This window comes from Nocardia sp. NBC_01329, assembly GCF_035956715.1.
Taxonomy (GTDB): Bacteria; Actinomycetota; Actinomycetes; order Mycobacteriales; family Mycobacteriaceae; genus Nocardia.
This window is the reverse complement of the sequence record NZ_CP108381.1, coordinates 2,807,041-2,827,408: the sequence shown is the minus strand read 5'-3', so window position 1 is coordinate 2,827,408 and position 20,368 is coordinate 2,807,041. Positions and strand designations below refer to the sequence as shown.

Below are 20,368 nucleotides of genomic sequence, written 5' to 3'. Positions count from 1 at the left end.
CTGCCACATGAGCACGAGGTGAGCCATGAAGGCCGAGGCCTTGGAACCACGCCGAGAAGCCGCTGCGACCGGGTCGGCGACACCGCGGCCCATCCCGGTCCAGCACCGCGACGACCGGGGACTGCCCCTGCTCGGGCAGGTCCTGGAATACGCCCGAGATCCCGTCGCGCTCTCCCGCGGCCGCTGGGAGCGCTACGGCCCGGTCGCGCCGTTCCGCGCGCTCGGCAAGAACGCGGTGATGCTGCTCGGTCCCGACGCCTGTGGCGCGGCACTGCAGAACAGGGACAAAGCATTCGCCAACGAACCTGCGTGGTCCGAGCTCGTCGGCCCGTTCTTCCGGCGCGGCCTCATGCTCATCGACTTCGAGGAGCATCTGACGCACCGGCGGATCATGCAGGAGGCATTCACCCGAACCCGGCTCGAGGCCTACACTCAGCGATTGCACCCGGCCGTCGAACAGGGTGTCGCGAGCTGGGAAGCGGGTACCGAATTCCCGTCGTACTGGAAGCTCAAGCAGCTCACGCTCGATATCGCCGCCGATCTGTTCATGGGCGGCGTACAGGACACCGGGCAAGCCGAGATGGACCGGATCAACAAGGCGTTCATCGCCTGTGTCCAGGCCGCCGCCGGTATCGTCCGGATCAACGCGCCGTTCACCCGGTGGGGCCGGGCCTATCGCGGCCGCAAGGTGCTGGAGGAATTCCTCCGCCATTATCTGCCTGCCAAACGTGCCGAGCAGACCGACGATATCTTCTCGGTGCTCTGCCACGTCGAGAACGAGAACGGCGAACGGTTCAGCGACGACGACGTGGTCGACCACATGATCTTCCTGATGATGGCGGCCCACGACACCTCGACCATCACCACCTCCACGATCCTGCAGTACCTCGGCCAGCATCCGGACTGGCAGCAACGCTGCCGCGCCGAGGCGCTCGCCCTCGGGCCGGCGCCGTCGATGGCCGAGGTGGAGGGACTGGAGTCGATCGATCTGGTGATGCGCGAGGCGCTGCGTCTGCGCGCCCCCGTTCCCGTGCTCGTCCGGTACGCGGTGAAAGACACAGTCGTGGAGGGCGTTCGGATCCCCGCCGGGACCGATGTGATCGTGGGTATCCAGTTCACCCATCTGATGGAGGACTACTGGACCGATCCGATGTGCTTCGACCCCGCGCGGTTCGGCGCCGACCGCCGTGAGGACAAATCGCATCGCTTCGCCTGGGAGCCGTTCGGGGGCGGCGTGCACAAATGCATCGGCATGTATTTCGGGGGTCTGGAGGTCAAGTCGATCATGCATCGGCTGTTGCGCGAATACCACTGGACCGTGGACCCCGGTTACGTGCCGCCGATGGACTATCACTCGCTTCCGTTTCCCAAAGACGGACTGCCCATCACCTTGATCAGGAACTGAGCGGCGAGGCTTCTCCGGCGGCGGCCTCGGCCCGGAACCGCCACGGAATTTCACCGATATCGAGAAGCGCCGAATATTCACACGCCACACCTATCGACCCCATGGGGTAGCCAGGAATACGCTGGAGTTCGTCCACCATAATGTGATCTATCCCATTTCTCGGGGTCTCTGGTCTCCACCGCTCCCGTCTCGATGCGCAGCGGTGTTCGAGGCGAGTCAGGAGTGAGCATGCAAGGCGGAGCAAGAATTGCGATAGGGGTGGGAGTCGGATATCTGCTGGTCGTACCCGCAAAATGCGCTGGGCATTGGGACTGGCGGGGGCGGCGATGTCGAAGCGATCCACCGGGGTCGCCGGGGAACTGCTCGATCGCGGGACTTCGGCGCTCGGAGGCACGGAGCTGACCAAGATCACCGAAACGGTCCGGGGCGAGTTGTTGGGTGCGGTGCGGTCGGCGGCCGTAACCGCGGCCAGTAACCGCGTCGATGCGCTGAACGAGCGATTGCAGCTGCCCGCGGTCTCCGAGGAAGTGGGTCGCGGTCGGAAGGCCGACGTCGAGGACGAGGACGAAGCCCGGTCGAGTGCGGAACCCGAGGCAGCCGACGAAGACCTCGACGAACCCCCGGACGAGCGCGATGCCGAGCCGGCGCCGCGGCCGCGTGCCCGCCGGACCGGTCCGGCGAAAACGAGCCGGGCCGGTTCCCGGACGTCGGCCCGGTCGTCGGGTACGGCGGAGAAATCGTCGACCGCCACGCGCCGGCGTCGTACCCGCGCGGAGACCGACGAGGCGCCCGTACGGCGCACGAGGAGATGACAGCGATGGCGAAGACGCTGCGCGATACCGCCTCGGGAGTCGGAAAGACGGCCACCGGCACCGCGAGAGGGGCTACCCGCGCGGCGTCGTCGGCCGGTGCGGCTGCCCGAGGGACCGCAACGGAGGCGACCCCCGGCGACCTGCTCCGGCAATCGGTGCAGAACCTCGCCGGAACCCTGGCCGAACGCGCGGTATCCGGGCTTTCGGGCCGGGTGACCGGGGCGGCCGGTCGGTTGAACGAGTATGCCGGCGGCGACGGGGGGAATTTGCTCGCGGCCGTGACGGGTGCCGAAAAGCTCTCCGAAGGCGCCTCGCCGATGCGGGCGGTGATGAGCGCGGGTATGAGCAAACTGGGGAAGTCGGTGAAGGACACGGTGACATCGGCCAAGGATTCGCTCACCGGCGGTGGCGGCAAGGGTTCCAAGGCGAAGAAACCCAAACTGACCAATATCGTCGAACATCTCGACGTGGGCGCTCCCGTCGACCTCGTCTACGACCAGTGGACCCAGTTCGCGGATTTCCCGAAGTTCATGAAGAAGGTCGAACAGGTCGAGCAGGTCTCCGATGAGAAGGTCTCCTTTACCGGCCACGTGTTCTGGTCGCGGCGGACCTGGGAATCCACGATCCTCGAACAGGTGCCGTTCGAGCGGATCATCTGGCGCTCGAAAGGCGCCAAAGGTTATATCGACGGGGCGGTCACATTTCATGAGATCGGCCCGAATTTCACCCGGATCCTCGTGGTGCTCGAATATCACCCCAACGGTTTCTTCGAGAAGACCGCCAATCTCTGGCGGGCGGCCGGTCGTCGATGTCGTCTGGAACTCAAGGCCTTCGAACGCCATGTCATGACCGAAGCTCTGCTGAATCCGGACGATATCGTCGGCTGGCACGGGGAGATCCGCGACGGCGAGGTCGTCGAGGACGACGAATCCGCGCGACGCGCGGAGCAGGAGAGTGCCGAGGACGACGCCGAGGACGACGGGGCGGAGGGCGAAGAGCCAGTCGAAGACGAAGAAGACGAAGACGCGGACGAAGACGAGGAGGCCGAGTCCGACGGCGCGGCCGAGTCCGAGGCGGGCGAAGAGGACGCGGGCGAAGAGGACGAGGAGGACGAACGCCGCGAATCCGCATCCTCACGTCGTTCGGTCGCCGGGCGTCGCGCCGCGGCATCGCGCCGGACCCGGGAAAGGCGAGGAGCGCGAGCATGACCATCGAACCCGCCGGTGGCGGAACCGGAACTGTGTCCCGCCCGGATTCCTCCGGCCTGGCCGAGGTCGTCGACACCATCCTGGACAAAGGACTGGTGGTCGACGCGTTCGTCCGGGTGTCGCTCGTCGGAATCGAATTGCTGACCATCGACGCCCGGGTCGTGGTGGCCAGCGTCGACACATATCTGCGTTTCGCCGAGGCCACCGACCGGGTCGAGATCTCCAATAGCGAACCCAAGGGCCTCACCGATCTGGTCGGCGATGTCACCGAGAGCGCCGCCGAACACAAGACGAAAGGCGCCATCGAAGCGGCGGGTAAGAAGGTTCAGGACTTCCTCGGTGACGTGGACGACACACGGCGGACCTCCGGGCGGTCCACCCGGCGAGGGGAGGACTGATGTCCGACGCTTCGACAGCACAGGCGAGCGAACGCGAACAGCGCACCGCAGTGTACGTCTACGGCATCGTGACCGACGATATCGAGCCCGCACCGCACGCCCGCGGAATCGGCGATCCACCGACCGCGATCTCGGTCGTGCGGCACGGCGAGATCGCGGCACTGATCAGCGAAATTCCGCTCGATCGCCCGCTGGGCACCCCCGACGATCTCACCGCCCACGCACAGTTGCTGGACGGGACGGCCGCCGTCGCCCCGGTCCTGCCGTTGCGCTTCGGTGGAGTGGTGACCGATACCGAGGCAGTGGAGAACGAGCTGCTCGCCCCCAACCACGACGAATTCCGCAGCGCGCTGGCCGAACTCGAAGGGCACGCCCAGTTCGTCATCCGAGGGCGTTACGTCGAGGCCACGATTCTGCGGGAGATCCTGGACGAGAACGCCGACGCGGCCCGGTTGCGAGCGGAGATCCACGACAAACCGGAGGATGCCACCCGGGACGCACGTATCGCGCTCGGCGAGACCGTGAACCGGGCGATCGAAGCCAAGCGCGCCGAGGACACCCGCCGGGTTGTCAGCGCGCTCCGCGAACTCGATCCCACCGTGCGGGAGCGGGATCCCGCCCATGAAGACGATGCCTTCCACCTCGCTGTGCTGCTCGACCTGTCCCGGCAGGAGGCGCTGATGGGAGTGCTGACCGAACTCGGCGAGGAATGGGAGGGCCGGGTCCGGCTGGATCTGCTGGGCCCCATGGCGTCCTACGACTTCGTCACCGCACACCAACCCTCGGGGTGAGGATATGGGCCTGTTGTCGTCGATCGTCACATTGCCGCTGGCCCCGGTCCGCGGCGTGGTCTGGCTGGGTGAAGTGATCCAGGACCAGGTCGAGCAGCAACTGCACAGTCCGGCCGCCGTCCGCCGCGAGATCGAGGAGATCGAGGCGGAGGCCGCGGCCGGTCGGCTCTCCGACGCGGAGCGTGACCGGGCGCTGCGGGAGGCCCTCTCCCGGCTCAGCCGTCCGCCCGGTGGTATCCCACCGGCCGACGAGGAGGAGTGAGTCACCATGGCCCGCAGGTCGACCACGGAGGACGGTGCGGATGTCGATCCCGATCCGGGTCGGCAACCACCGCTCACCGTCATGGAGTCCGCGACAGCGGCGATCGAACACCTGATGGAACTGACCTCGAAATCGGTGGAGGGCGTCACGTCGATGGAGCCGCTGGAGGACGGGCGGCTGGTGGAGATCGAGGTACTCGAGGACCGCCGCATCCCCTCGTCCACCGATATGCTGGCGCTCTACGAGGTGGAGATCGATGTCGACGGAAATCTGCTGGCCTACCGCAGAATTGCCCGCTACGCCCGTGGTAGCACCGAGATCGGCGGACGGGGTAGGCGATGACCGTCGTCGGCGGCGGCGGATCCTACGAGCCGCAACCCTACGGTGGCGGGCACCAGTCCACGAACCTCGCCGATATTCTCGAGCGGGTCCTCGACAAGGGTCTGGTGATCGCGGGCGATATCCAGGTGAATCTTCTCGATATCGAACTGCTCACGATCAAACTTCGCCTGGTCGTCGCCTCCCTGGAGACCGCCAAGGCGGTGGGCATCGATTGGTGGGAGACCGATCCCTGGCTCAACAGCAAGGCCCGGACCCTCGAACGTCAGGACCATGATCTCGAACTCGAGAACCGCGAACTACGGGATCGGATAGCAGAACTGGAGGCCGGGCGGGGCCGTCGCGAAGTGGCCGGGGGCCGTCGCGAAATCGTCGACGGTCGTCGCGAAACCGTCGAGAGCCGCGGCGAACCCGACGAGAGTGCGCCACCGTGACCGGCGAAACCGGAGTCTGGTTGTACGCGGTGACGGCGGCCGCGGATGCCGCGCCCGGGTTCGACGGGCTAGCCGGGGTGGCCGGTGAACCGGTCCGGATCGTCACCGTGGAGCCGCTCGCCGCGCTCGTCGGATCGGTACCGCTCGACGTGTTCGGGGCGCAGCCGATGAGCCGGAATCTGGAAGATCTGGACTGGCTGGCCGCTACGGCCCGGGCACACGACGCGGTGGTATCCGCCGCGGTGCGCCGCGCCCCCTCGGCGCCGCTGCGGCTGGCGACCGTGTTCCTCGACGACGAGCGGGTACGCGAACTGCTGCGTGATCGGCAGGAGGACCTGGCGGCGGCGCTGGTCCTGGTCAGCGGCCGCACCGAGTGGGGCGTGAAGGTCTACGGCGACCGCGCCGCGCTGAGCGGAGCAATCGCCGAGGCCAGGGCCGAACCCGCCGGGAAGGGTACGGGCGCGGCATATCTGGCTCGCCGCCGCGCGCAGCTGTCCGCCCAGGAGACCGTCGAACACGACGCGGCCCAGCGCGCGGAGATCATCCACACGCGGTTGAGTCGCCGCGCCGCGGCCGGTCGACGGCAGCCGACGACCGATCCCGCGCTGAGCGGGCGCACCGATTGGATGGTGCTCAACGGAACCTATCTGGTGGACGACGACCGCGCCGACGATTTCGCCGCCGCCGTGGACGCTCTCGGTGCCGAATACCCCGGTATCCGCCTCGAACTCACCGGGCCGTGGCCGCCGTATTCGTTCGCGGGCGTGGAACGTGAGCCGCCGTGAACAGCGTCGACAGCGAGCGCCGGATCGCCCTCGTCGACCTCTTGGATCGAGTACTGGCAGGCGGGGTCGTCGTCTCCGGGGATATCAAGCTCGCCATCGCCGACGTCGACCTCGTCCAGATCTCGCTGCGCGCCCTGATCTCTTCGGTCAGCACGCTGTACGGACCCGCACCGGAGTCACCCCGATGACCGAATTCGACGGGCTGTCACCGCGTATCGACACCGACCCGGAATCGGTCGAACGCGGACTGGTCACGCTCGTCCTCACCCTGGTGGAACTACTGCGCCAACTGATGGAACGCCAGGCACTGCGCCGGGTCGACGCCGGCGACCTCAGCGATGACCAGGTCGAACGTATCGGCACCACGCTGATGCTGCTGGAACAGCGGATGGACGAACTCCGCGAGCATTTCGGCCTCACCCCCGAAGACCTCAATATCGACCTCGGACCTCTCGGACCGCTGCTCCCCGAGAACCCACCGAGGTGATGATCGAAACCCGATCCACCTCCCAGCGCGTAATCGATTGTTCAGGGCTCGGGGATTTCGACCCCGAAGTTCTCGAGGGTGATGTCGGCGGGTTCCGGGCCGCCACGGACGCCGGTATCGAGGGCATCGATGGCGTCGAGTTGCGCGGTGGTGAGGTCGAAGTCGAATATGTCGAAGTTCTCGGCGATCCGGGCCGGCCGCACCGATTTCGGGATCGCCTGGCGACCCTGTTGCAGATGCCAGCGCAGCATCACCTGGGCGGGTGATTTGCTGTGTCCGGCCGCGATCTCACCGATCACCGGGTCTTCCAAAGTGGAGCCGTGTGACCCGTCGCGATAGAAGGTGATGCCGCCGATCGGTGACCACGCCTGGTTGAGGATGCCGTGTGCGGAGTCGACGGCGAGCAGTTCGGACTGCCGGAAGTACGGGTGTACCTCGATCTGGTTCACCGCCGGGACGACCTCCGTCTCGGCGAGCAGGCGGGTCAAGTGATCGGGCATGAAGTTGGAGACACCGATCGCGCGGACCCGGCCGTCGGCATGGAGTTTCTCCAGCGCTTTGTACGCCTGGACGGTCTTCGGGAAGTCGGTGGGCAGCGCCTGGTGCAGGATCAGTAGGTCGATCTGCTCGACACCGAGTTTTCCGGCACTCTTGTCGAAACCGTGCATGGTGCGGTCGTAGCCGAAATCGGTGATCCAGATCTTGGTTTCGAGGAAGATATCGTCGCGGGCGAGTCCGGAGCGGTGGACAGCGGTACCGACCTCCCGTTCGTTGCCGTACACCGCCGCGGTGTCGATATGGCGGTAGCCGGTCGCCAAGGCCGATTCCACTGCGGAGATCGTTTCGTCGGGCGGGGTCTGGTAGACGCCGAACCCCAGGACGGGCATCTCGACACCGTTGTTCAGAGTGAAGGTCTGCACGGTTGTGCTCCTTTCGGATCGGAGGAGTCGCCGGTCGTAGCTCCTCGGGTATCGATCGTGCTCACGGAGTGACGAGAACTTCGAGGGCTTTGCGTTCGTTCCTCGCCCGGTAGCCGTCCGGGACGCCGGCGAGATCGGTGGTGCGGTCGAAGACACGGCCGACACCCAGCCGACCCGCTTCCGCGGACGAACGGGAGTGTCTGCTGAACCGGGTAATGACAGAACCTCCCACATCATCGGGTGTTGCGGCCCGGCGCCGAGGCACGCGCCGCCCTGTCACGGCGATCGGTCAGCGTGGTTCGACTCGGAGGGTGGTCGCCCGTGCCGCGGGGCTCGTGATGGAGTCGACAGCTGAACCTGTGCCGTATTTGTCGTGGTAACCGCGGTCTATCGCATCATCGTGCGTATCGTCGGGAATGAATATCGCCTCGGCGCGGACCGCGCCGGTATCGATGACGCCGAACCCGGTTCGCCGCACCCCGCGGTACCAGCCGCCCGCGTCGCCGCGGACCGAGCGCATATACAGGCTGCCGTTCACGACCACGTGCCAGACGACGCGCGGAGTGCTCAACCTCCCGTCGGACCGTTGCGCTGCCACTCGGAGTTCGCCCTCGCGGTCGATTGTGGCGAGGTCGTCTGCGTTCCATTCGGACATATCCGCTCCTCGGTCTTCGTAGGTGTAGGTCGGATCGCTCACCGGGTGGAAAACCGGTCGATGCGGCGAGGCGCCGCATCGAGTGTTCGAAGTGCCGGGCGGTCCGGGATCTTCGCTTCGATCGTCGCGCGTCGCCCAGGAACGGAGAGGTGGCACGGTTCGGTTTCTCAGCCTCCCGGCAGGTCGGCGGACGCACAAGCACCTCCCGTTCTTCCCGCGAGTCCCGGCGCGGGCCGCCCGCTCGGTTTTCGGACGGGATGCCGGCCGGACGAGCGCCACGGGCGGCCACGAGGGCTTCCAGCAGCAGGACCGCACCCAGTGCCGGTCGTTCCGGGTAACGCCAGCACCTCCCGGACAGGGTGGGCCCGTCGTACCGTCGCGCCGCGACGAGGTGGCGATGCTCGCGGGGGTGAGATGTCGGTTACACATTCCTCGAATACCCGAACACAGGAAGGAGACGACGATGTCACCTCTCTCTTTACCGGCGGCCCCATGATTCGGCGCGGCGAGAGCGCGGATCGCGATTGATCGGTCAGGCAGTCGGGGAACCGCTACCCCCGGTCCGCGGCCCCCGCGGCCCCCGCGGCCCCCGGGGACACCGGGTCCGGCGCGGACGGAAGTCTCCAGATCGGTCTTCGAACACATTGCTGCCATTAAGTCGGTATCGGCATCCTGAAATGCCGATTACCGCGTCCTCTACGGCTGCTGGCCGCACCGTAGCTTCGAAAAGTTATGCCCGGCGCTCGCCGTGACAGCGGTAACCACCGTTACGCCGATCAGACCTGACGGCCCATGTCAGTGCAGCGCAGAGGCCGCCGAACATGCTGCCTCCAGCCAGCAAGATTCCCACCCCGACAATGGCGGTAGCGAGCGCAGGAGTGCCGAAGCCGAAGTACACGGCGAATGGACTCGACAGTATTGCGCCGATGAAGCCCCCGATCAAGGCCACGACGAGGACGGGTCGGTCTTTCATGAATCCGACTTCAGCCTTCGAGCAGTCATTCACTCCGTCCAAGACACCATCCTGCGCGGTGAGGCGGGCTAATCCCTACGACAGCGGGCTCACCGCCTTGGTCGGCGAGTTGTCCACGCGCAGCGAGGATTTCCGCCGGATGTGGGCTTCGCACGATGTCCGGCTGCATCGGACGGGCACCAAGGTGTTCCACCATCCGGCGGTCGGGAGACTGGAGCCGGGAACCTTGATCGCCGAACATGTCTGCTCTGTGGTCAGCAGGTCACGTGCACATCGGCGGCCGAGTCGAACGACACGTGTACATGGTCGTAATGGTTCTCGGTGGGGCTTCCGCGATCTTCCATATACGTCCAGCCGCTGCCGTCGTTGTACCGCTGCTGCCAGATCACATAGGACACACCGAACCGTTCTTTGTTGGCCAGTACGAAGTCGGCGATCGCGTCGCCCCGTGCGGGATCCGACATCATGAAGTCGAGTGCCAGCCCGGCGCCGTGATCACCGTCGTACCGGCCGTCGGCGCCACCGATATCGCCGACCTGGAACGTCTCGGCGATCAAGTTGCCCACCTGTGCCACCTGCGGTTGCGCCCCGGAGAGTTCCGTCGAGCACGGTATCGCCGGTGGTGCGTGCCGTTTCGCGTACCTGGCGGGCTCCTGCGGTCGATCGACCGCGGCTACCGGTACGGGAGCTCCGGATTCCGGACCGGGGGCCTTGCCGATACCGGCGGCCGGTACAGCAGTCACGTCGACCGCCGCGGCGGCGGGTTGAGCGGCCGGGCCCGGCCGGGCCGTCACCGACAGTGCGATCACCGCCGTCGCCGCGATCGCGCTTCCGGCCAGCGGAGCGATCTTCTTGGCGCGAGCCGGTTTGCGGTGTTGACCTGGCATGATGGTGACCACTCGTAACGCTCGGAGACAAGATCACCGTCAGATTACGAAAAGGTCGCGGCAAAGTCACGATGGCTGGCGCACTTAGGTCAAGCACCGAGGCAGGGCGTCGGGAGGCGTCGCGCCGGTACCTGCTTCCCACGGCCGGCCGTAACACTGCTATGGTCGGATGCGTTCTGACACGGGGTGCTCCGCGAACGCGGGGCTGAGAACATACCCGAGAACCTGTCCAGGTAATGCTGACGAAGGAATGTCTTGGCTTCACGCGCGTACACCACCGAATCCGGCAAATTCACCGAGCACCTCTGGGATCGGACCGAAGATCTGCGCGGCGCCATCGATGAGCTCGAATTCCTGCGGCGGCTCGGCGACGGCACCCTGCCGCTCGATGTATTCCGCACCTATGTGGAGCAGGATTCGCTGTATCTCGCCGGTTACTCGAAGGTGCTGGCCCTGCTCGCGGCGAAATCGCCCGACGCTCCGGCCGCACAGTTCTGGGCGGGCTCCGCCGCTACGGCGGTGGCTGTCGAGGCGGAACTCCACAACGACCTGCTCAGCGACAGTCGGCTGCCGGAACGGGTAGGCGAGCCCGAGCCTTCGGCGGCCTGCCTGGGATATGTCTCCTATCTGATCGCGACCGCCGCGACCGATTCGTACGCGGTGGGCGCGGCGGCCGCGCTGCCGTGTTTCTGGATCTACGCCGAGGTCGGGCGCGACCTGGCCGCGAGCGCTGCCGAGGTACTCGCCGCCGACCCCCGGCATCCCTACGCACAATGGGTGTCCACCTACGGCGCCGCGGAGTTCCAGGAATCCGCGGCCACGGCCCGAGCGTTCGTCGAGGCCGCGGCCGAGGTCGCGAGCGACCGGGATCGTGAGGCGATGACGACCGCCTTCACCGTCGCCACCCGGTACGAGCTGATGTTCTGGGACACCGCCCTGCACCCGCAGCCCTGGCCCGCCCCGTGAGCGGCCGCCTGCGCCGCGCTCTCGCCGTAGCGGTCGCGGCTGTCGCCGCGCTGTCCGCGCTCACGGCCTGCACCAGCGGACCCGGTGCCGGTGCGACCATCCGTTTCGCGCTGGACTGGACGCCGAACACCAACCATTCGGGGCTGTTCGTCGCACAGCAGCGTGGCTACTTCGCCGAGGCGGGTCTGGACGTGCAGATCCTGCCGTACAACAACACCGCCGTCGATACCGTCATCGACGCCGGGAACGCCGAATTCGGCGTCAGCACCCATAATTCGTCGACCTTCGCCCGGTCCTCGGGTGCGCACATCCTGTCCGTGCTCGCACCGTTGCAGCACTGGGCGACGGGAATCGGGGTGAAAGCCGACCGCACCGATATCACCCGCCCGAAGGACCTGGACGACAAGACCTACGCCGGTTTCGGTGACCCCGGTGAGGTGGAGGCACTTCAGCAGGTGATCCGCAACGACGGTGGCCGGGGTGAATTCACGACGGTCACCCTGGGCACTTCGGCCTACGAGGCCGTCTACTCGGGTAAAGCCGACTTCACCGTCTCCTACCTCGGCTGGGAAGGTATCGAGGCCGAACACCACGGCACGCCGATGCGGTACTTCCGATACACCGACTTCGGCTTTCCGGACGCGTACGCCATCGTGATCGACGCCAACCAGGATTGGCTGGCCGCCGACCCCGACCGGGCCCGAAAATTCGTGCAGGCGTTGCAACGCGGGTATCAGTTCGCCGCCGACAATCCGGATGCCGCGGCGCGGGACCTCATCGACGCCAATCCCGGCGCGTTCAACGACGAGGGCCTGGTGTTCGAGAGTCAGCGCATGCTGGCCGAGCAGTTCATGAAAGGCCCCGACGGCCGGGTCGGCGCCCAGACCCGGGAGAAGTGGGCCGCGAACTCCGGTTTTCTGTACGAGAAGGGTCTGCTCACCGGTCCCGACGGCACCCCGCTGACCGAGGAACCCGACTGGTCGAGCTATTTCACCGATGACTACCTCGCCGCCCCCTAGCACTTCCGAACGCGAGGCGGCGCCGGCCGCCGCCGGTACCGGTCCGACGTTCGGAATCGGTTGGGCGATACCGTCTGTCGTGACCGTGGCTGTCCTTGTCGCACTGTGGCAGATCTATGTCGAGGTCAGCGGGGTCCGCCCCCAACTCCTGCCGTCTCCCGCGCGGGTCGTGCAGCAGGGGTGGGCACACCGCGACGAAATCGCGACCCAGGCCGCCGCCACCCTGCAGGTGACTGTGGCCGGTTTCGCGGTTTCGCTGAGCCTGGCCTGGCTGCTGGCTGTGGTGGTCGACTTCTCGCCCTGGCTGCGCCGCGCGTTCGTGCCACTGTTCGTCGCCTCCCAGACACTGCCGATCATCGCGATAGCGCCGTTGATGATCATCTGGTTCGGATTCGGCCTGCTCCCGAAAGTCCTCGTCGTCGCACTCGTCACCTTCTTCCCGATGGCGATCGGGCTGATCGAGGGGTTCGCCGCGGCCGACCGGGAGGCCGGCGCACTGCTGCGCAGCATGGGCGCAACACGTGTCCAGGTGTTCCGCTATGTGCGATTGCCGTCCGCGGTGCCGCGTTTCTTCACAGCCCTACGGATCGGCATCACCTACGCGGTCGTCGGCGCGGTATTCGCCGAGTACGTCGGCGCCAGTGCGGGCCTCGGCATCTATATGAGCCTGCAGAAGAACTCCTTCCGCACCGACCTGGTGCTGGCAGCCGTATTCGTGACCGCGCTCATCAGTATCGCGCTGTACCTGCTGACCTTCGCGATCGAACGCATCGTCGCACCGTGGTCGCGCGCGGAGAGCAGGAGCCGGCGTGACTGACGCCCGCGGCAATCGGATCGTCATCGACGCCCTCACCAAATCGTTTCCGCAGCCGGGAAAGCGACGCCCCGGCCGGCAGGTCCTCGGCGGGGTGTCGTTCACCGCGCAGCCGGGTGAGTTCGTCTCCGTCATCGGCCCGAGCGGCTGCGGCAAGAGCACCGTCTTCAATATGCTGGCCGGCCTGGAGGCCCCCGATTCGGGCAGTATCCATTTCGGCAGCACCGACGGTGAGCCCACCGCGGCGCACTGCGCCTATATGCCGCAGAAGGATCTGCTCTTCCCGTGGCGTACGGTCCTCGACAACACCATCTTGGGCCTGCAGGTGCACGGCGTCCCGAAGCCGGAGGCCCGGCGCCGGGCCCGGGAACTGTTCCCCGTTTTCGGTCTGTCCGGTTTCGAGGACGCCCGCCCGTCCCAGCTCTCCGGCGGTATGCGGCAGCGGGCGGCGATGTTGCGGACCGTGGTGCAGGAGCGTGAACTGCTGTTGCTCGACGAACCTTTCGGTGCACTCGACTCGCTGACTCGCACCGAGATGCAGGCGTGGCTACAGGATGTCTGGCAGCGGTACCGGTGGATGGTGCTGATGATCACCCACGACATCCGTGAGGCGGTATACCTGTCGGACCGGGTGATCGTGCTCTCGGCGCGCCCGGCCACCGTGCGCCGCGAGGTGCGCGTCGACCTCCCGCGGCCGCGGGAGCTGTCGATGATCACGACACCCGAGTTCGTCGCCTTGGAACAGGAACTTCTCGACGTGCTCCACGACGAAGCACGCCACGCCCTGGCTCAGCGGGACCGCTGAGGTCCCGCGCCGGGCCGGTCGCCCCGCCTCGGCGCTCCGCCCGTGCGAGCCGCGATCTCGGCAGCAGAACCAGCGCATTCGGGAATGTGTCCGGTCCGCCGTAAGAATTCCGGCCCGCGGCGGCCGATTCAGGGAGACAATCGTCGGACCACCGGGAAGGTCCGCAGATCTGTCTCCTGGGCGCACGCAAGATCCGTAGGAGGGCCATGTTCGTCCCGCTCACCGTCCCCGATTTCCTCGACCGCGCTGAAACCGTGTACGGCGACCGGATCGGTGTCGTCGACGAACCTACCCAGCCGGCCCGGCCTCAGGGCTCGCTGACCTACTCCCAGGTCGCCGATCTCGCCCGCAGGCAGGCGGCCCGGCTCGACGAACTCGGCATCGGCACCGGTGAACGGGTCGCTATCGTCAGCCACAATGCGAGCCGGTTGCTGACCTCGTTCTTCGGGGTGAGCGGGTGGGGCCGGGTACTGGTCCCGATCAATTTCCGGCTGCGCCCCGACGAGGTGCGGTTCATCGTCGAGGATTCCGGCGCCCGTGTCCTGTACGTGGATCCGGAACTCGCGGAATCGCTCGGCGAGATCGAATGCGAGCACACATTCGTACTGGGTTCCGACGACGACCTCTACGCCGCCCCGGGCGCACTGCCGCGGCCGTGGGAGCCGGACGAATCCGCCACCGCCACCATCAACTACACCTCCGGCACCACCGCCCGCCCGAAAGGCGTCCAGATCACCCATCGCAATATCTGGGTCAACGCGGCCACCTTCGGACTACACGCCACCATCAGCGACCGCGACGTCTACCTGCACACCCTCCCGATGTTCCACGCGAACGGCTGGGGTATGCCCTTCGCGATGACCGGCGTCGGCGCCCAGCACATCGTCTTGCGCAAAATCGACGGCGCCGAGATCCTGCGCCGGGTGCGCGATCACGGAGTCACGGTGATGTGCGCGGCGCCCGCGGTCGCGGCCGCGGTCCTCGAGGCCGCCCAGACATGGGAAGGGAAGATCCCCGGCCGCGGCCGGGTGCGGATCATCATGGCCGGCGCGCCGCCGCCGACGCAGACCGTCGCCCGAGTCGAACAGGAACTCGGCTGGGAGTTCATCCAGATCTACGGTCTGACCGAGACCTCGCCGCTGCTGACTGTCAACCGTTCGCGCGCGGAATGGGACGATCTCGACCCTGAGGTCAGGGCAGCGAAACTGACCCGCGCCGGCGCCCCGGCCCTGGGCGTCCGCCTGCGGGTCGAAGAGACCGAGGAGGGTGCGGGGGAGGTGCTGGCTCGGTCCAACGTGGTGATGGAGGGCTACTGGGACAGGCCCGCGGAGAGCGCGGAAGCACTGTCCGGGGGATGGTTCCACACCGGCGACGGCGGCATCATCGATGACGGCGGTTACCTGACCATCGCCGATCGCAAGAAGGACGTGATCATCACCGGCGGTGAGAACGTCTCCTCGATCGAAGTCGAGGACTGCCTGTTCTCCCATCCCGCTGTGGCCGAGGTGGCCGTGATCGCGGTGCCGAGTGAGAAATGGGGCGAGACGATAAAAGCGCTGGTCGTGCTGAGTCCGGACGCCGAAGCGGACAATGCGACCGAATCGGAGTTGATCGCCTGGTGCAAAGAGCGGCTGGCCGGCTACAAGGCGCCGACCTCGGTGGAATTCCGTCACGAGCTGGCCCGGACCGCGACCGGCAAGCTGCAGAAGTTCAAACTGCGCGCACCGTACTGGGGTGGTCGCGGACGCCAGGTGAATTGATCTCAGCTGGGCCCGGGTGGAGCTCGAAGGCGGCAGAGTAGGCGTCGACCTCGGCTCTCACCGCTTGGCGTAGTCGGCGACTCCCTGCCAGTCGATCATGACGCAGGCCTCGTCGCCGACTGTCCAGGCGTCGTGCCCGGGCGGAACGATCATGAAATCACCGGGGCCGTAGTCCTGTTTCTCGCCGTCGTCCATGACCACTGCCAGGTGTCCGGAGACGCAGTAGCCCATATGGGGCGCCTGGCAGCTGTCGGTCCCGGCGATCGGCTTGACATGTTCCGACCACCGCCAACCGGGTTCGAACACCGCCCGTCCCACCGGGCCGGCGTCGAGCTCGACCAGATCGAGTTTGCCCTTGCCCTCTTCGAACGGGCGGGTTTCCTCGGGCGAATCAAAATTCTTGCGTACCAAACCGGACATGACCGTTCTCCTCGGTGCAACTGTCCCCGTTCCAGATGGGCCCTCCTCGGGCGCCTCGTTGCGACCGAATGCGGGTGAGCAGCCGATTGCAATTCCTGTCCTTGCGCGGCATCCACTACCCACCTGCGGCATTTTCGATACCGGCATGCCCCAAGCAATCAACTGTGACGAGCACCACATTACTGCGCTGGGCGTGGTTGCGGCAAGGTAGCCGAGGTGCCGCACGCCGGAGCGGCCGCCTACCCGTCCGTCATCCGATCGGCCGAGGCGAGGGGGATCGACTCGAACATCGCGGGTTCGTCCTCGGGGAACAGCGCCGTCGGTCCGTAAACCCAGTCGGTGAACGAATAGTCGCCGACTGAGCGCTTCCGCAGCAGCGCATTACGTTGTGCGCGCCGGATGCCGTCCAGATGCCACAGTTCACCCCACACCCGAGCCGTGAGAACCACCCGGCGACAGTGTTGCGGCCGGACCGCCTCGTAGGCTGCGAGCGCACCCGTCCAGTCGACGACACCGTCCGCGGTCCGCAGCCGTCGCACATGTTCGGCGAGCACCCACCCGTCCTCGATCGCCATGATCGCGCCCTGCGCCATGTACTGCAACGGTGGATGGGCGGCATCGCCGAGCAGGGCGACCCGCCCGTCGACCCAGGTGTCGATCGGGTCGCGGTCGTACATCCGCCACCATTTGTCCCGCCACATATGCGGCAGGCGCTGCTGGACGAAATCGCAGGTCTGGGAGAAAGCCGTATCGAGTTCGTCCGGGGTGCCCCAGTCGTCGAGACCGGCGCGCGCCTTGGGCGATTCGAACACGGCGACCTGGTTGAGCAGATCGCCACCGCGCAATCCGTAGTGAACGAAATGACAACGCGGACCGACGTATACGACCACTTCGGAAAGGTCGACCGGCCGGTCCACCTCAGCGATCGGTACGGTTCCGCGGTAAGCCACATATGCCGACGAAACCGGCTGGTCGTCGACGAAGAGCTTGCGGGCGACGGAATGCAGCCCATCCGCCGCGATCACGATATTCGCCTCGTGATCCGCGCCGGCCTGCGTTGTCGCGGTGGCCTTCCCGGTGTCCTGCGCATACGACACCACTCGCTGCTCGGTGAGCAGCTCGACCTCGGCGTCCCGGCACGCATCCAGGAACAGCGCGTGCAGATCACTGCGATGGATGACCAGATACGGGAACCCGTACTCGAGTTCGAGATCGCGCAGGTCGAGCGAGGTCAGTTCACTCCCGTCGACCGCGTCCCGCATCACCATTCGATCGGGCACGACACCGCGGGCCTTCGCCTCGTCGAGGAGACCGTAGTCGTTCAGGATGCGGGTGCAGTTCGGGGCGAGCTGGATACCCGCGCCCACCTCACCGAACTGCTTCGCCTGCTCCAGGACCCGCACCCGCAGCCCGAGGCGGGACAGTGCGAAAGCGGTACTCAGTCCGCCGATTCCGCCGCCCACGATAACGACGTCAGGGGTGCTCACGTGGCAACTCCTCTACAGCCAGGGGCCGAGGTCGGGGACTTCGGCGAGAGAATGGGGACGACCGGCGAGATAGGCGGCGACCTCGGGCAGCGGACCGTCGAGGCTCCCGTCGAGACCGCGTTTGTCCCGGATATCGGCGATCAGCCTGGCGAGGAAATCGTCCGGAAGGTCCGCGAAGGTAGTACCCGTGCCGAGGTCGACCGCATGGACACACACCTCGCGCGCCCGCAGCCACGGGATCTCCGTGGCCGGGACGGTCCGGCCCTGAGCGGTGACGACTTCGGTGCGCCACTGCTCGCCGGTCAGGGCGTCCAGAGCGACGCCCAGCTTGTGCACCGACATGTTGAGCCACGCCACCAGTTCGGTATGCCGGAGCTTCGCGCCGGATTCGATATCGGCAACGCGCTGGTCCGCCGAGGAATACATCGGCGTCCGCTCACCCGTCCGGGCCCAGTACACGAGGTTGCCGAGCGCGTCCGCGTTGGCGGCCACATGCGCCACCAGGTGTTTTCGCGTCCAACCCGGCAAGATGCTCGCCTGTGACATCTCCTGCTCGCCGAGCACCGCCACCTGCGTGACGAACAGCCCCGTTCCGTGCTCGACCCACTTCAGCACGTCCCCGTGCGTACGCGCGGTCACGACGCCTGCACGACCTTGTTCGTGCACGCCCCGAGCCCGGCGATCCGCGTCACCACCGTCTCACCGCCGACCAGGTACACCTTCGGGTCCCGGGCATGGCCGACCCCCGCCGGTGTCCCGGTGGCGATCATATCGCCCGGATTCAGCCGGATAACCGTCGAAACGTACTGCACCAGACGTACCGGATCGAACAGCAGTGTCCCGGTGTCGTCGTGCTGCATGACCGCACCGTCGACCAGTGTCTCCACCTCGAGCGCCGGCCGGACCCCGCCGACCTCGTCGGGGGTCACGACATAGGGACCGACCGGCGTGGAGGAATCCCAGATCTTGCCCTGCGTCCACTCGATGGTCCGGAACTGCCAGTCCCGCACCGACACATCGTTCATCACCGTGAAGCCCGCGATAGCGTCGGCGGCCTCCGCCTCGTCGGCCCGGCGCACCGGCTTGCCGACCACGACCACCAGCTCGACCTCCCAGTCCAGGGCATCGGTCTCAGCGGGTTTCACGATCGGATCGTTCGCGCCGATGAGGCTGTCGGCGAACTTCGGGAAAAGCGTCGGGTAGCTGGGGAGTTCGCGTCCCATCTCCTTGATGTGGTCGGTGTAGTTGTGGCCGACACAGATCACCTTCGACGGGTTCGGCACGACAGGAGCGAAGTCGGCGCCCGCGGCCGGCCAGGTCACGCCGGACGCGTTCGCGGCGACGGTGGCCCACTCGTCCTGGGCGAACAGCGCACCGAGGTCGTCGCAGCCGAGGTCGACCAGGGTGTCACCGTCGAGACGGACCGCGCGAGTGCCGCCGTCGACGCGGAGAGTGGCGAGTTTCATCGGATGGTCTCCTGACGGTTGAGCTGCAATGCCTCGAACACGGGCGCGTCCGAGAAGCGGAAGAGGTCGAGCGCGCCGGAATCGGAGTCGGTCGCACCGGCTTCCGATCTGGCGGAAAAGGGTTCCCACGACGGAACGACGAACAGATCGCCCCGGGTGACCGACCAGGACTCACCGCCCACGGTCACCGTGCCGGAACCGTCGAACACCTGGTAGACCGACGACCCGGTCTCGCGGGCCGGAGTGGTCTCGGTGCCGCGGGCGATCCGGTGGAACTCCGCGCGGATGGTCGGCAGTACATCGGTGCCGTTGTGCGGGTTCGAGAACCGCACCGCCGCGTGCCCGGGTTCGACGGTGCCGCCGTACCCCTCCTGCTCCAGCAGCAACTGATCATTGAGCGCGGCGTCGGTGTGCTCCCACTTGTAGGCCAGCAGCGGCGACCCCGGCGCGACCTCGCCCACCGACAGCGGCCGCAGACCCGGATGACCCCACAGCCGCTCGGACCGCGACCGATCCGGCGTGGTCCGCTCGGCCGTACTGATCTCCTCCCGTCCGAACTGGAAGAACTGCGATTCCACGACGTACTGGAATGGGATGTCCAGCCCGTCGATCCAGGCCATCGGCTCCGAGGTCGCGTTGTGGTGCGCGTGCCAGTTCCAGCCGGCCTGCGGCAGGAAGTCGCCGCGGCGCATCGGGACGGCGTCGCCGTTCGGCACATCGCCGGTGCCGCCGACCACGGTCCACACACCTGAGCCCTCGACCACGAAACGGAAGGCGTGCTGGGTGTGGCGATGCTCCGGGGCATCTTCGCCGGGCATCAGATACTGGATTGCGGCCCACAACGTCGGCGTCGCGAACGGCCGCCCCGCGAGCGCGGGATTCGCCAGCGCGATCGCCCGCCGCTCACCCCCGCGACCGACCGGCACGATATCCCCAGCCTGAGCGGCCAGTCGCAGCAGATTCTTCCACCGCCACAGATGCGGCACCGCCCGCGAGCGCGGATGCGCCGGCATCAGATCACCGATCTCGGTCCACAGCGGAACCAGCAACTCCTGTTCGAAGCCGCGGTACAGCTCTTCGAGGGCGGGAGTGACCTCCGGCTGGTTCGGCGCCGTAACCGCCTGCAGGCGGACGGGGGTGTCAGTGGTGCTCATATAGCCTACAGTGGCGCCTGCCGAGCCAGCAGAACATGTAATTCTGGAGAGCAGAACGAGTCGTATGGGCAACACGGAACCGAAGATGTCCCGGCGTACGCCGGGACCGGCGCGGATAATG

24 protein-coding genes and 1 pseudogene are annotated in these 20,368 nt (G+C 66.8%); 17 read left to right on the top strand and 8 right to left on the bottom strand.

Going from position 1 to position 20,368, the window contains the following annotated elements; translation table 11 throughout:
* Nucleotides 1-25: 25 nt before the first annotated feature.
* From OG405_RS12730 to OG405_RS12680, 11 genes are all read left to right on the top strand, one after another.
* The gene (locus OG405_RS12730; RefSeq protein WP_327151839.1) at nt 26-1,405 is read left to right on the top strand and encodes a cytochrome P450; all 1,380 of its coding nucleotides are present in this window, start codon (nt 26-28) and stop codon (nt 1,403-1,405) included.
* 326 nt (nt 1,406-1,731) lie between these two features.
* Nucleotides 1,732-2,217, top strand: a complete 486-nt coding sequence (locus tag OG405_RS12725; protein ID WP_327151838.1) for a hypothetical protein — start codon at nt 1,732-1,734, stop codon at nt 2,215-2,217.
* A gap of 5 nt (nt 2,218-2,222) precedes the next feature.
* Nucleotides 2,223-3,425 (top strand): SRPBCC family protein, encoded by a 1,203-nt coding sequence (locus OG405_RS12720; protein ID WP_327151837.1) that lies wholly within the window; start codon nt 2,223-2,225, stop codon nt 3,423-3,425.
* On the top strand, nt 3,422-3,823 hold the full coding sequence (gene gvpJ, locus OG405_RS12715) for a gas vesicle protein GvpJ (protein ID WP_327151836.1): 402 nt from the start codon (nt 3,422-3,424) through the stop codon (nt 3,821-3,823). The genes OG405_RS12720 and gvpJ overlap by 4 nt, the downstream gene beginning before the upstream one ends.
* Entirely contained in the window at nt 3,823-4,614 is a 792-nt protein-coding gene (locus tag OG405_RS12710; protein ID WP_327151835.1) for a GvpL/GvpF family gas vesicle protein, read from the top strand. The genes gvpJ and OG405_RS12710 overlap by 1 nt, the downstream gene beginning before the upstream one ends.
* A gap of 4 nt (nt 4,615-4,618) precedes the next feature.
* Entirely contained in the window at nt 4,619-4,876 is a 258-nt protein-coding gene (locus OG405_RS12705) for a gas vesicle protein GvpG (RefSeq protein WP_327151834.1), read from the top strand.
* Nucleotides 4,877-4,882: 6 nt separating this feature from the next.
* Nucleotides 4,883-5,218: a gas vesicle protein GvpO gene (gene gvpO / locus OG405_RS12700; protein WP_327151833.1), complete on the top strand. Its 336-nt coding sequence runs from the start codon at nt 4,883-4,885 to the stop codon at nt 5,216-5,218.
* Nucleotides 5,215-5,649: a gas vesicle protein gene (locus OG405_RS12695; RefSeq protein WP_327151832.1), complete on the top strand. Its 435-nt coding sequence runs from the start codon at nt 5,215-5,217 to the stop codon at nt 5,647-5,649. The genes gvpO and OG405_RS12695 overlap by 4 nt, the downstream gene beginning before the upstream one ends.
* Nucleotides 5,646-6,434, top strand: a complete 789-nt coding sequence (locus OG405_RS12690) for a GvpL/GvpF family gas vesicle protein (RefSeq protein ID WP_327151831.1) — start codon at nt 5,646-5,648, stop codon at nt 6,432-6,434. Before OG405_RS12695 ends, OG405_RS12690 begins: the two co-directional genes overlap by 4 nt.
* Entirely contained in the window at nt 6,431-6,622 is a 192-nt protein-coding gene (locus OG405_RS12685; RefSeq protein ID WP_327151830.1) for a gas vesicle protein, read from the top strand. Before OG405_RS12690 ends, OG405_RS12685 begins: the two co-directional genes overlap by 4 nt.
* Nucleotides 6,619-6,921 (top strand): gas vesicle protein K, encoded by a 303-nt coding sequence (locus tag OG405_RS12680; RefSeq protein ID WP_327151829.1) that lies wholly within the window; start codon nt 6,619-6,621, stop codon nt 6,919-6,921. The genes OG405_RS12685 and OG405_RS12680 overlap by 4 nt, the downstream gene beginning before the upstream one ends.
* A gap of 41 nt (nt 6,922-6,962) precedes the next feature.
* On the opposite strand, the gene OG405_RS12675 is transcribed toward OG405_RS12680, so the two are convergent.
* Both OG405_RS12675 and OG405_RS12670 read right to left on the bottom strand, forming a co-directional pair.
* Nucleotides 6,963-7,808: an aldo/keto reductase gene (locus OG405_RS12675; protein ID WP_327152319.1), complete on the bottom strand. Its 846-nt coding sequence runs from the start codon at nt 7,806-7,808 to the stop codon at nt 6,963-6,965.
* Between the two features lie 322 nt (nt 7,809-8,130).
* Complete coding sequence (locus OG405_RS12670; RefSeq protein WP_327151828.1) at nt 8,131-8,496, bottom strand: DUF2255 family protein; 366 nt, start codon at nt 8,494-8,496, stop codon at nt 8,131-8,133.
* A 1,043-nt stretch (nt 8,497-9,539) separates the two neighbouring features.
* Here OG405_RS12670 and OG405_RS12665 point away from each other — a divergent pair.
* Nucleotides 9,540-9,686: pseudogene (locus OG405_RS12665) on the top strand (MmyB family transcriptional regulator); the annotation flags it as partial.
* Between the two features lie 37 nt (nt 9,687-9,723).
* On the opposite strand, the gene OG405_RS12660 reads toward OG405_RS12665, so the two are convergent.
* A complete protein-coding gene (locus tag OG405_RS12660; RefSeq protein ID WP_327151827.1) occupies nt 9,724-10,356 on the bottom strand; it encodes a hypothetical protein in 633 nt (210 codons plus the stop codon).
* 255 nt (nt 10,357-10,611) lie between these two features.
* On the opposite strand from OG405_RS12660, the gene OG405_RS12655 reads away from it, so the two are divergent.
* The 5 genes from OG405_RS12655 to OG405_RS12635 all read left to right on the top strand — a co-directional run bounded on the left by OG405_RS12655 (nt 10,612) and on the right by OG405_RS12635 (nt 15,720).
* Complete coding sequence (locus OG405_RS12655) at nt 10,612-11,322, top strand: TenA family protein (protein ID WP_327151826.1); 711 nt, start codon at nt 10,612-10,614, stop codon at nt 11,320-11,322.
* On the top strand, nt 11,319-12,341 hold the full coding sequence (locus OG405_RS12650; RefSeq protein WP_327151825.1) for an ABC transporter substrate-binding protein: 1,023 nt from the start codon (nt 11,319-11,321) through the stop codon (nt 12,339-12,341). Before OG405_RS12655 ends, OG405_RS12650 begins: the two co-directional genes overlap by 4 nt.
* The gene (locus OG405_RS12645; RefSeq protein ID WP_327151824.1) at nt 12,319-13,158 is read left to right on the top strand and encodes an ABC transporter permease; all 840 of its coding nucleotides are present in this window, start codon (nt 12,319-12,321) and stop codon (nt 13,156-13,158) included. The genes OG405_RS12650 and OG405_RS12645 overlap by 23 nt, the downstream gene beginning before the upstream one ends.
* Complete coding sequence (locus OG405_RS12640; protein WP_327151823.1) at nt 13,151-13,960, top strand: ABC transporter ATP-binding protein; 810 nt, start codon at nt 13,151-13,153, stop codon at nt 13,958-13,960. The genes OG405_RS12645 and OG405_RS12640 overlap by 8 nt, the downstream gene beginning before the upstream one ends.
* A gap of 206 nt (nt 13,961-14,166) precedes the next feature.
* A complete protein-coding gene (locus OG405_RS12635) occupies nt 14,167-15,720 on the top strand; it encodes an AMP-binding protein (protein ID WP_327151822.1) in 1,554 nt (517 codons plus the stop codon).
* A gap of 57 nt (nt 15,721-15,777) precedes the next feature.
* On the opposite strand, the gene OG405_RS12630 is transcribed toward OG405_RS12635, so the two are convergent.
* The 5 genes from OG405_RS12630 to OG405_RS12610 all read right to left on the bottom strand — a co-directional run bounded on the left by OG405_RS12630 (nt 15,778) and on the right by OG405_RS12610 (nt 20,247).
* Nucleotides 15,778-16,140, bottom strand: coding sequence for a cupin domain-containing protein (locus OG405_RS12630; protein ID WP_327151821.1), 363 nt, complete (start codon nt 16,138-16,140; stop codon nt 15,778-15,780).
* A 239-nt stretch (nt 16,141-16,379) separates the two neighbouring features.
* A complete protein-coding gene (locus tag OG405_RS12625) occupies nt 16,380-17,627 on the bottom strand; it encodes an FAD-dependent oxidoreductase (RefSeq protein ID WP_327151820.1) in 1,248 nt (415 codons plus the stop codon).
* 12 nt (nt 17,628-17,639) lie between these two features.
* Nucleotides 17,640-18,266: a maleylpyruvate isomerase family mycothiol-dependent enzyme gene (locus tag OG405_RS12620; RefSeq protein ID WP_327151819.1), complete on the bottom strand. Its 627-nt coding sequence runs from the start codon at nt 18,264-18,266 to the stop codon at nt 17,640-17,642.
* Nucleotides 18,263-19,093, bottom strand: coding sequence for a fumarylacetoacetate hydrolase family protein (locus OG405_RS12615; protein WP_327151818.1), 831 nt, complete (start codon nt 19,091-19,093; stop codon nt 18,263-18,265). The genes OG405_RS12620 and OG405_RS12615 overlap by 4 nt, the downstream gene beginning before the upstream one ends.
* Nucleotides 19,090-20,247 carry a cupin domain-containing protein gene (locus OG405_RS12610; protein ID WP_327151817.1) on the bottom strand — a complete coding sequence of 386 codons (1,158 nt, stop codon included), beginning with the start codon at nt 20,245-20,247 and terminating at the stop codon, nt 19,090-19,092. The genes OG405_RS12615 and OG405_RS12610 overlap by 4 nt, the downstream gene beginning before the upstream one ends.
* Between the last annotated feature and the right edge of the window lie 121 nt (nt 20,248-20,368).

What these genes read in the sequence shown, in the direction of transcription:
- OG405_RS12730 (WP_327151839.1), top strand. Translation starts at nt 26, where the DNA reads ATGAAGGCCGAGGCCTTGGAACCACGCCGAGAAGCCGCTGCGACCGGG.
- OG405_RS12725 (WP_327151838.1), top strand. Translation starts at nt 1,732, where the DNA reads ATGTCGAAGCGATCCACCGGGGTCGCCGGGGAACTGCTCGATCGCGGG.
- OG405_RS12720 (WP_327151837.1), top strand. Translation starts at nt 2,223, where the DNA reads ATGGCGAAGACGCTGCGCGATACCGCCTCGGGAGTCGGAAAGACGGCC.
- gvpJ (WP_327151836.1), top strand. Translation starts at nt 3,422, where the DNA reads ATGACCATCGAACCCGCCGGTGGCGGAACCGGAACTGTGTCCCGCCCG.
- OG405_RS12710 (WP_327151835.1), top strand. Translation starts at nt 3,823, where the DNA reads ATGTCCGACGCTTCGACAGCACAGGCGAGCGAACGCGAACAGCGCACC.
- OG405_RS12705 (WP_327151834.1), top strand. Translation starts at nt 4,619, where the DNA reads ATGGGCCTGTTGTCGTCGATCGTCACATTGCCGCTGGCCCCGGTCCGC.
- gvpO (WP_327151833.1), top strand. Translation starts at nt 4,883, where the DNA reads ATGGCCCGCAGGTCGACCACGGAGGACGGTGCGGATGTCGATCCCGAT.
- OG405_RS12695 (WP_327151832.1), top strand. Translation starts at nt 5,215, where the DNA reads ATGACCGTCGTCGGCGGCGGCGGATCCTACGAGCCGCAACCCTACGGT.
- OG405_RS12680 (WP_327151829.1), top strand. Translation starts at nt 6,619, where the DNA reads ATGACCGAATTCGACGGGCTGTCACCGCGTATCGACACCGACCCGGAA.
- OG405_RS12675 (WP_327152319.1), bottom strand. Translation starts at nt 7,808, where the DNA reads ATGCCCGTCCTGGGGTTCGGCGTCTACCAGACCCCGCCCGACGAAACG.
- OG405_RS12670 (WP_327151828.1), bottom strand. Translation starts at nt 8,496, where the DNA reads ATGTCCGAATGGAACGCAGACGACCTCGCCACAATCGACCGCGAGGGC.
- OG405_RS12660 (WP_327151827.1), bottom strand. Translation starts at nt 10,356, where the DNA reads ATGCCAGGTCAACACCGCAAACCGGCTCGCGCCAAGAAGATCGCTCCG.
- OG405_RS12645 (WP_327151824.1), top strand. Translation starts at nt 12,319, where the DNA reads ATGACTACCTCGCCGCCCCCTAGCACTTCCGAACGCGAGGCGGCGCCG.
- OG405_RS12635 (WP_327151822.1), top strand. Translation starts at nt 14,167, where the DNA reads ATGTTCGTCCCGCTCACCGTCCCCGATTTCCTCGACCGCGCTGAAACC.
- OG405_RS12630 (WP_327151821.1), bottom strand. Translation starts at nt 16,140, where the DNA reads ATGTCCGGTTTGGTACGCAAGAATTTTGATTCGCCCGAGGAAACCCGC.
- OG405_RS12615 (WP_327151818.1), bottom strand. Translation starts at nt 19,093, where the DNA reads ATGAAACTCGCCACTCTCCGCGTCGACGGCGGCACTCGCGCGGTCCGT.
- OG405_RS12610 (WP_327151817.1), bottom strand. Translation starts at nt 20,247, where the DNA reads ATGAGCACCACTGACACCCCCGTCCGCCTGCAGGCGGTTACGGCGCCG.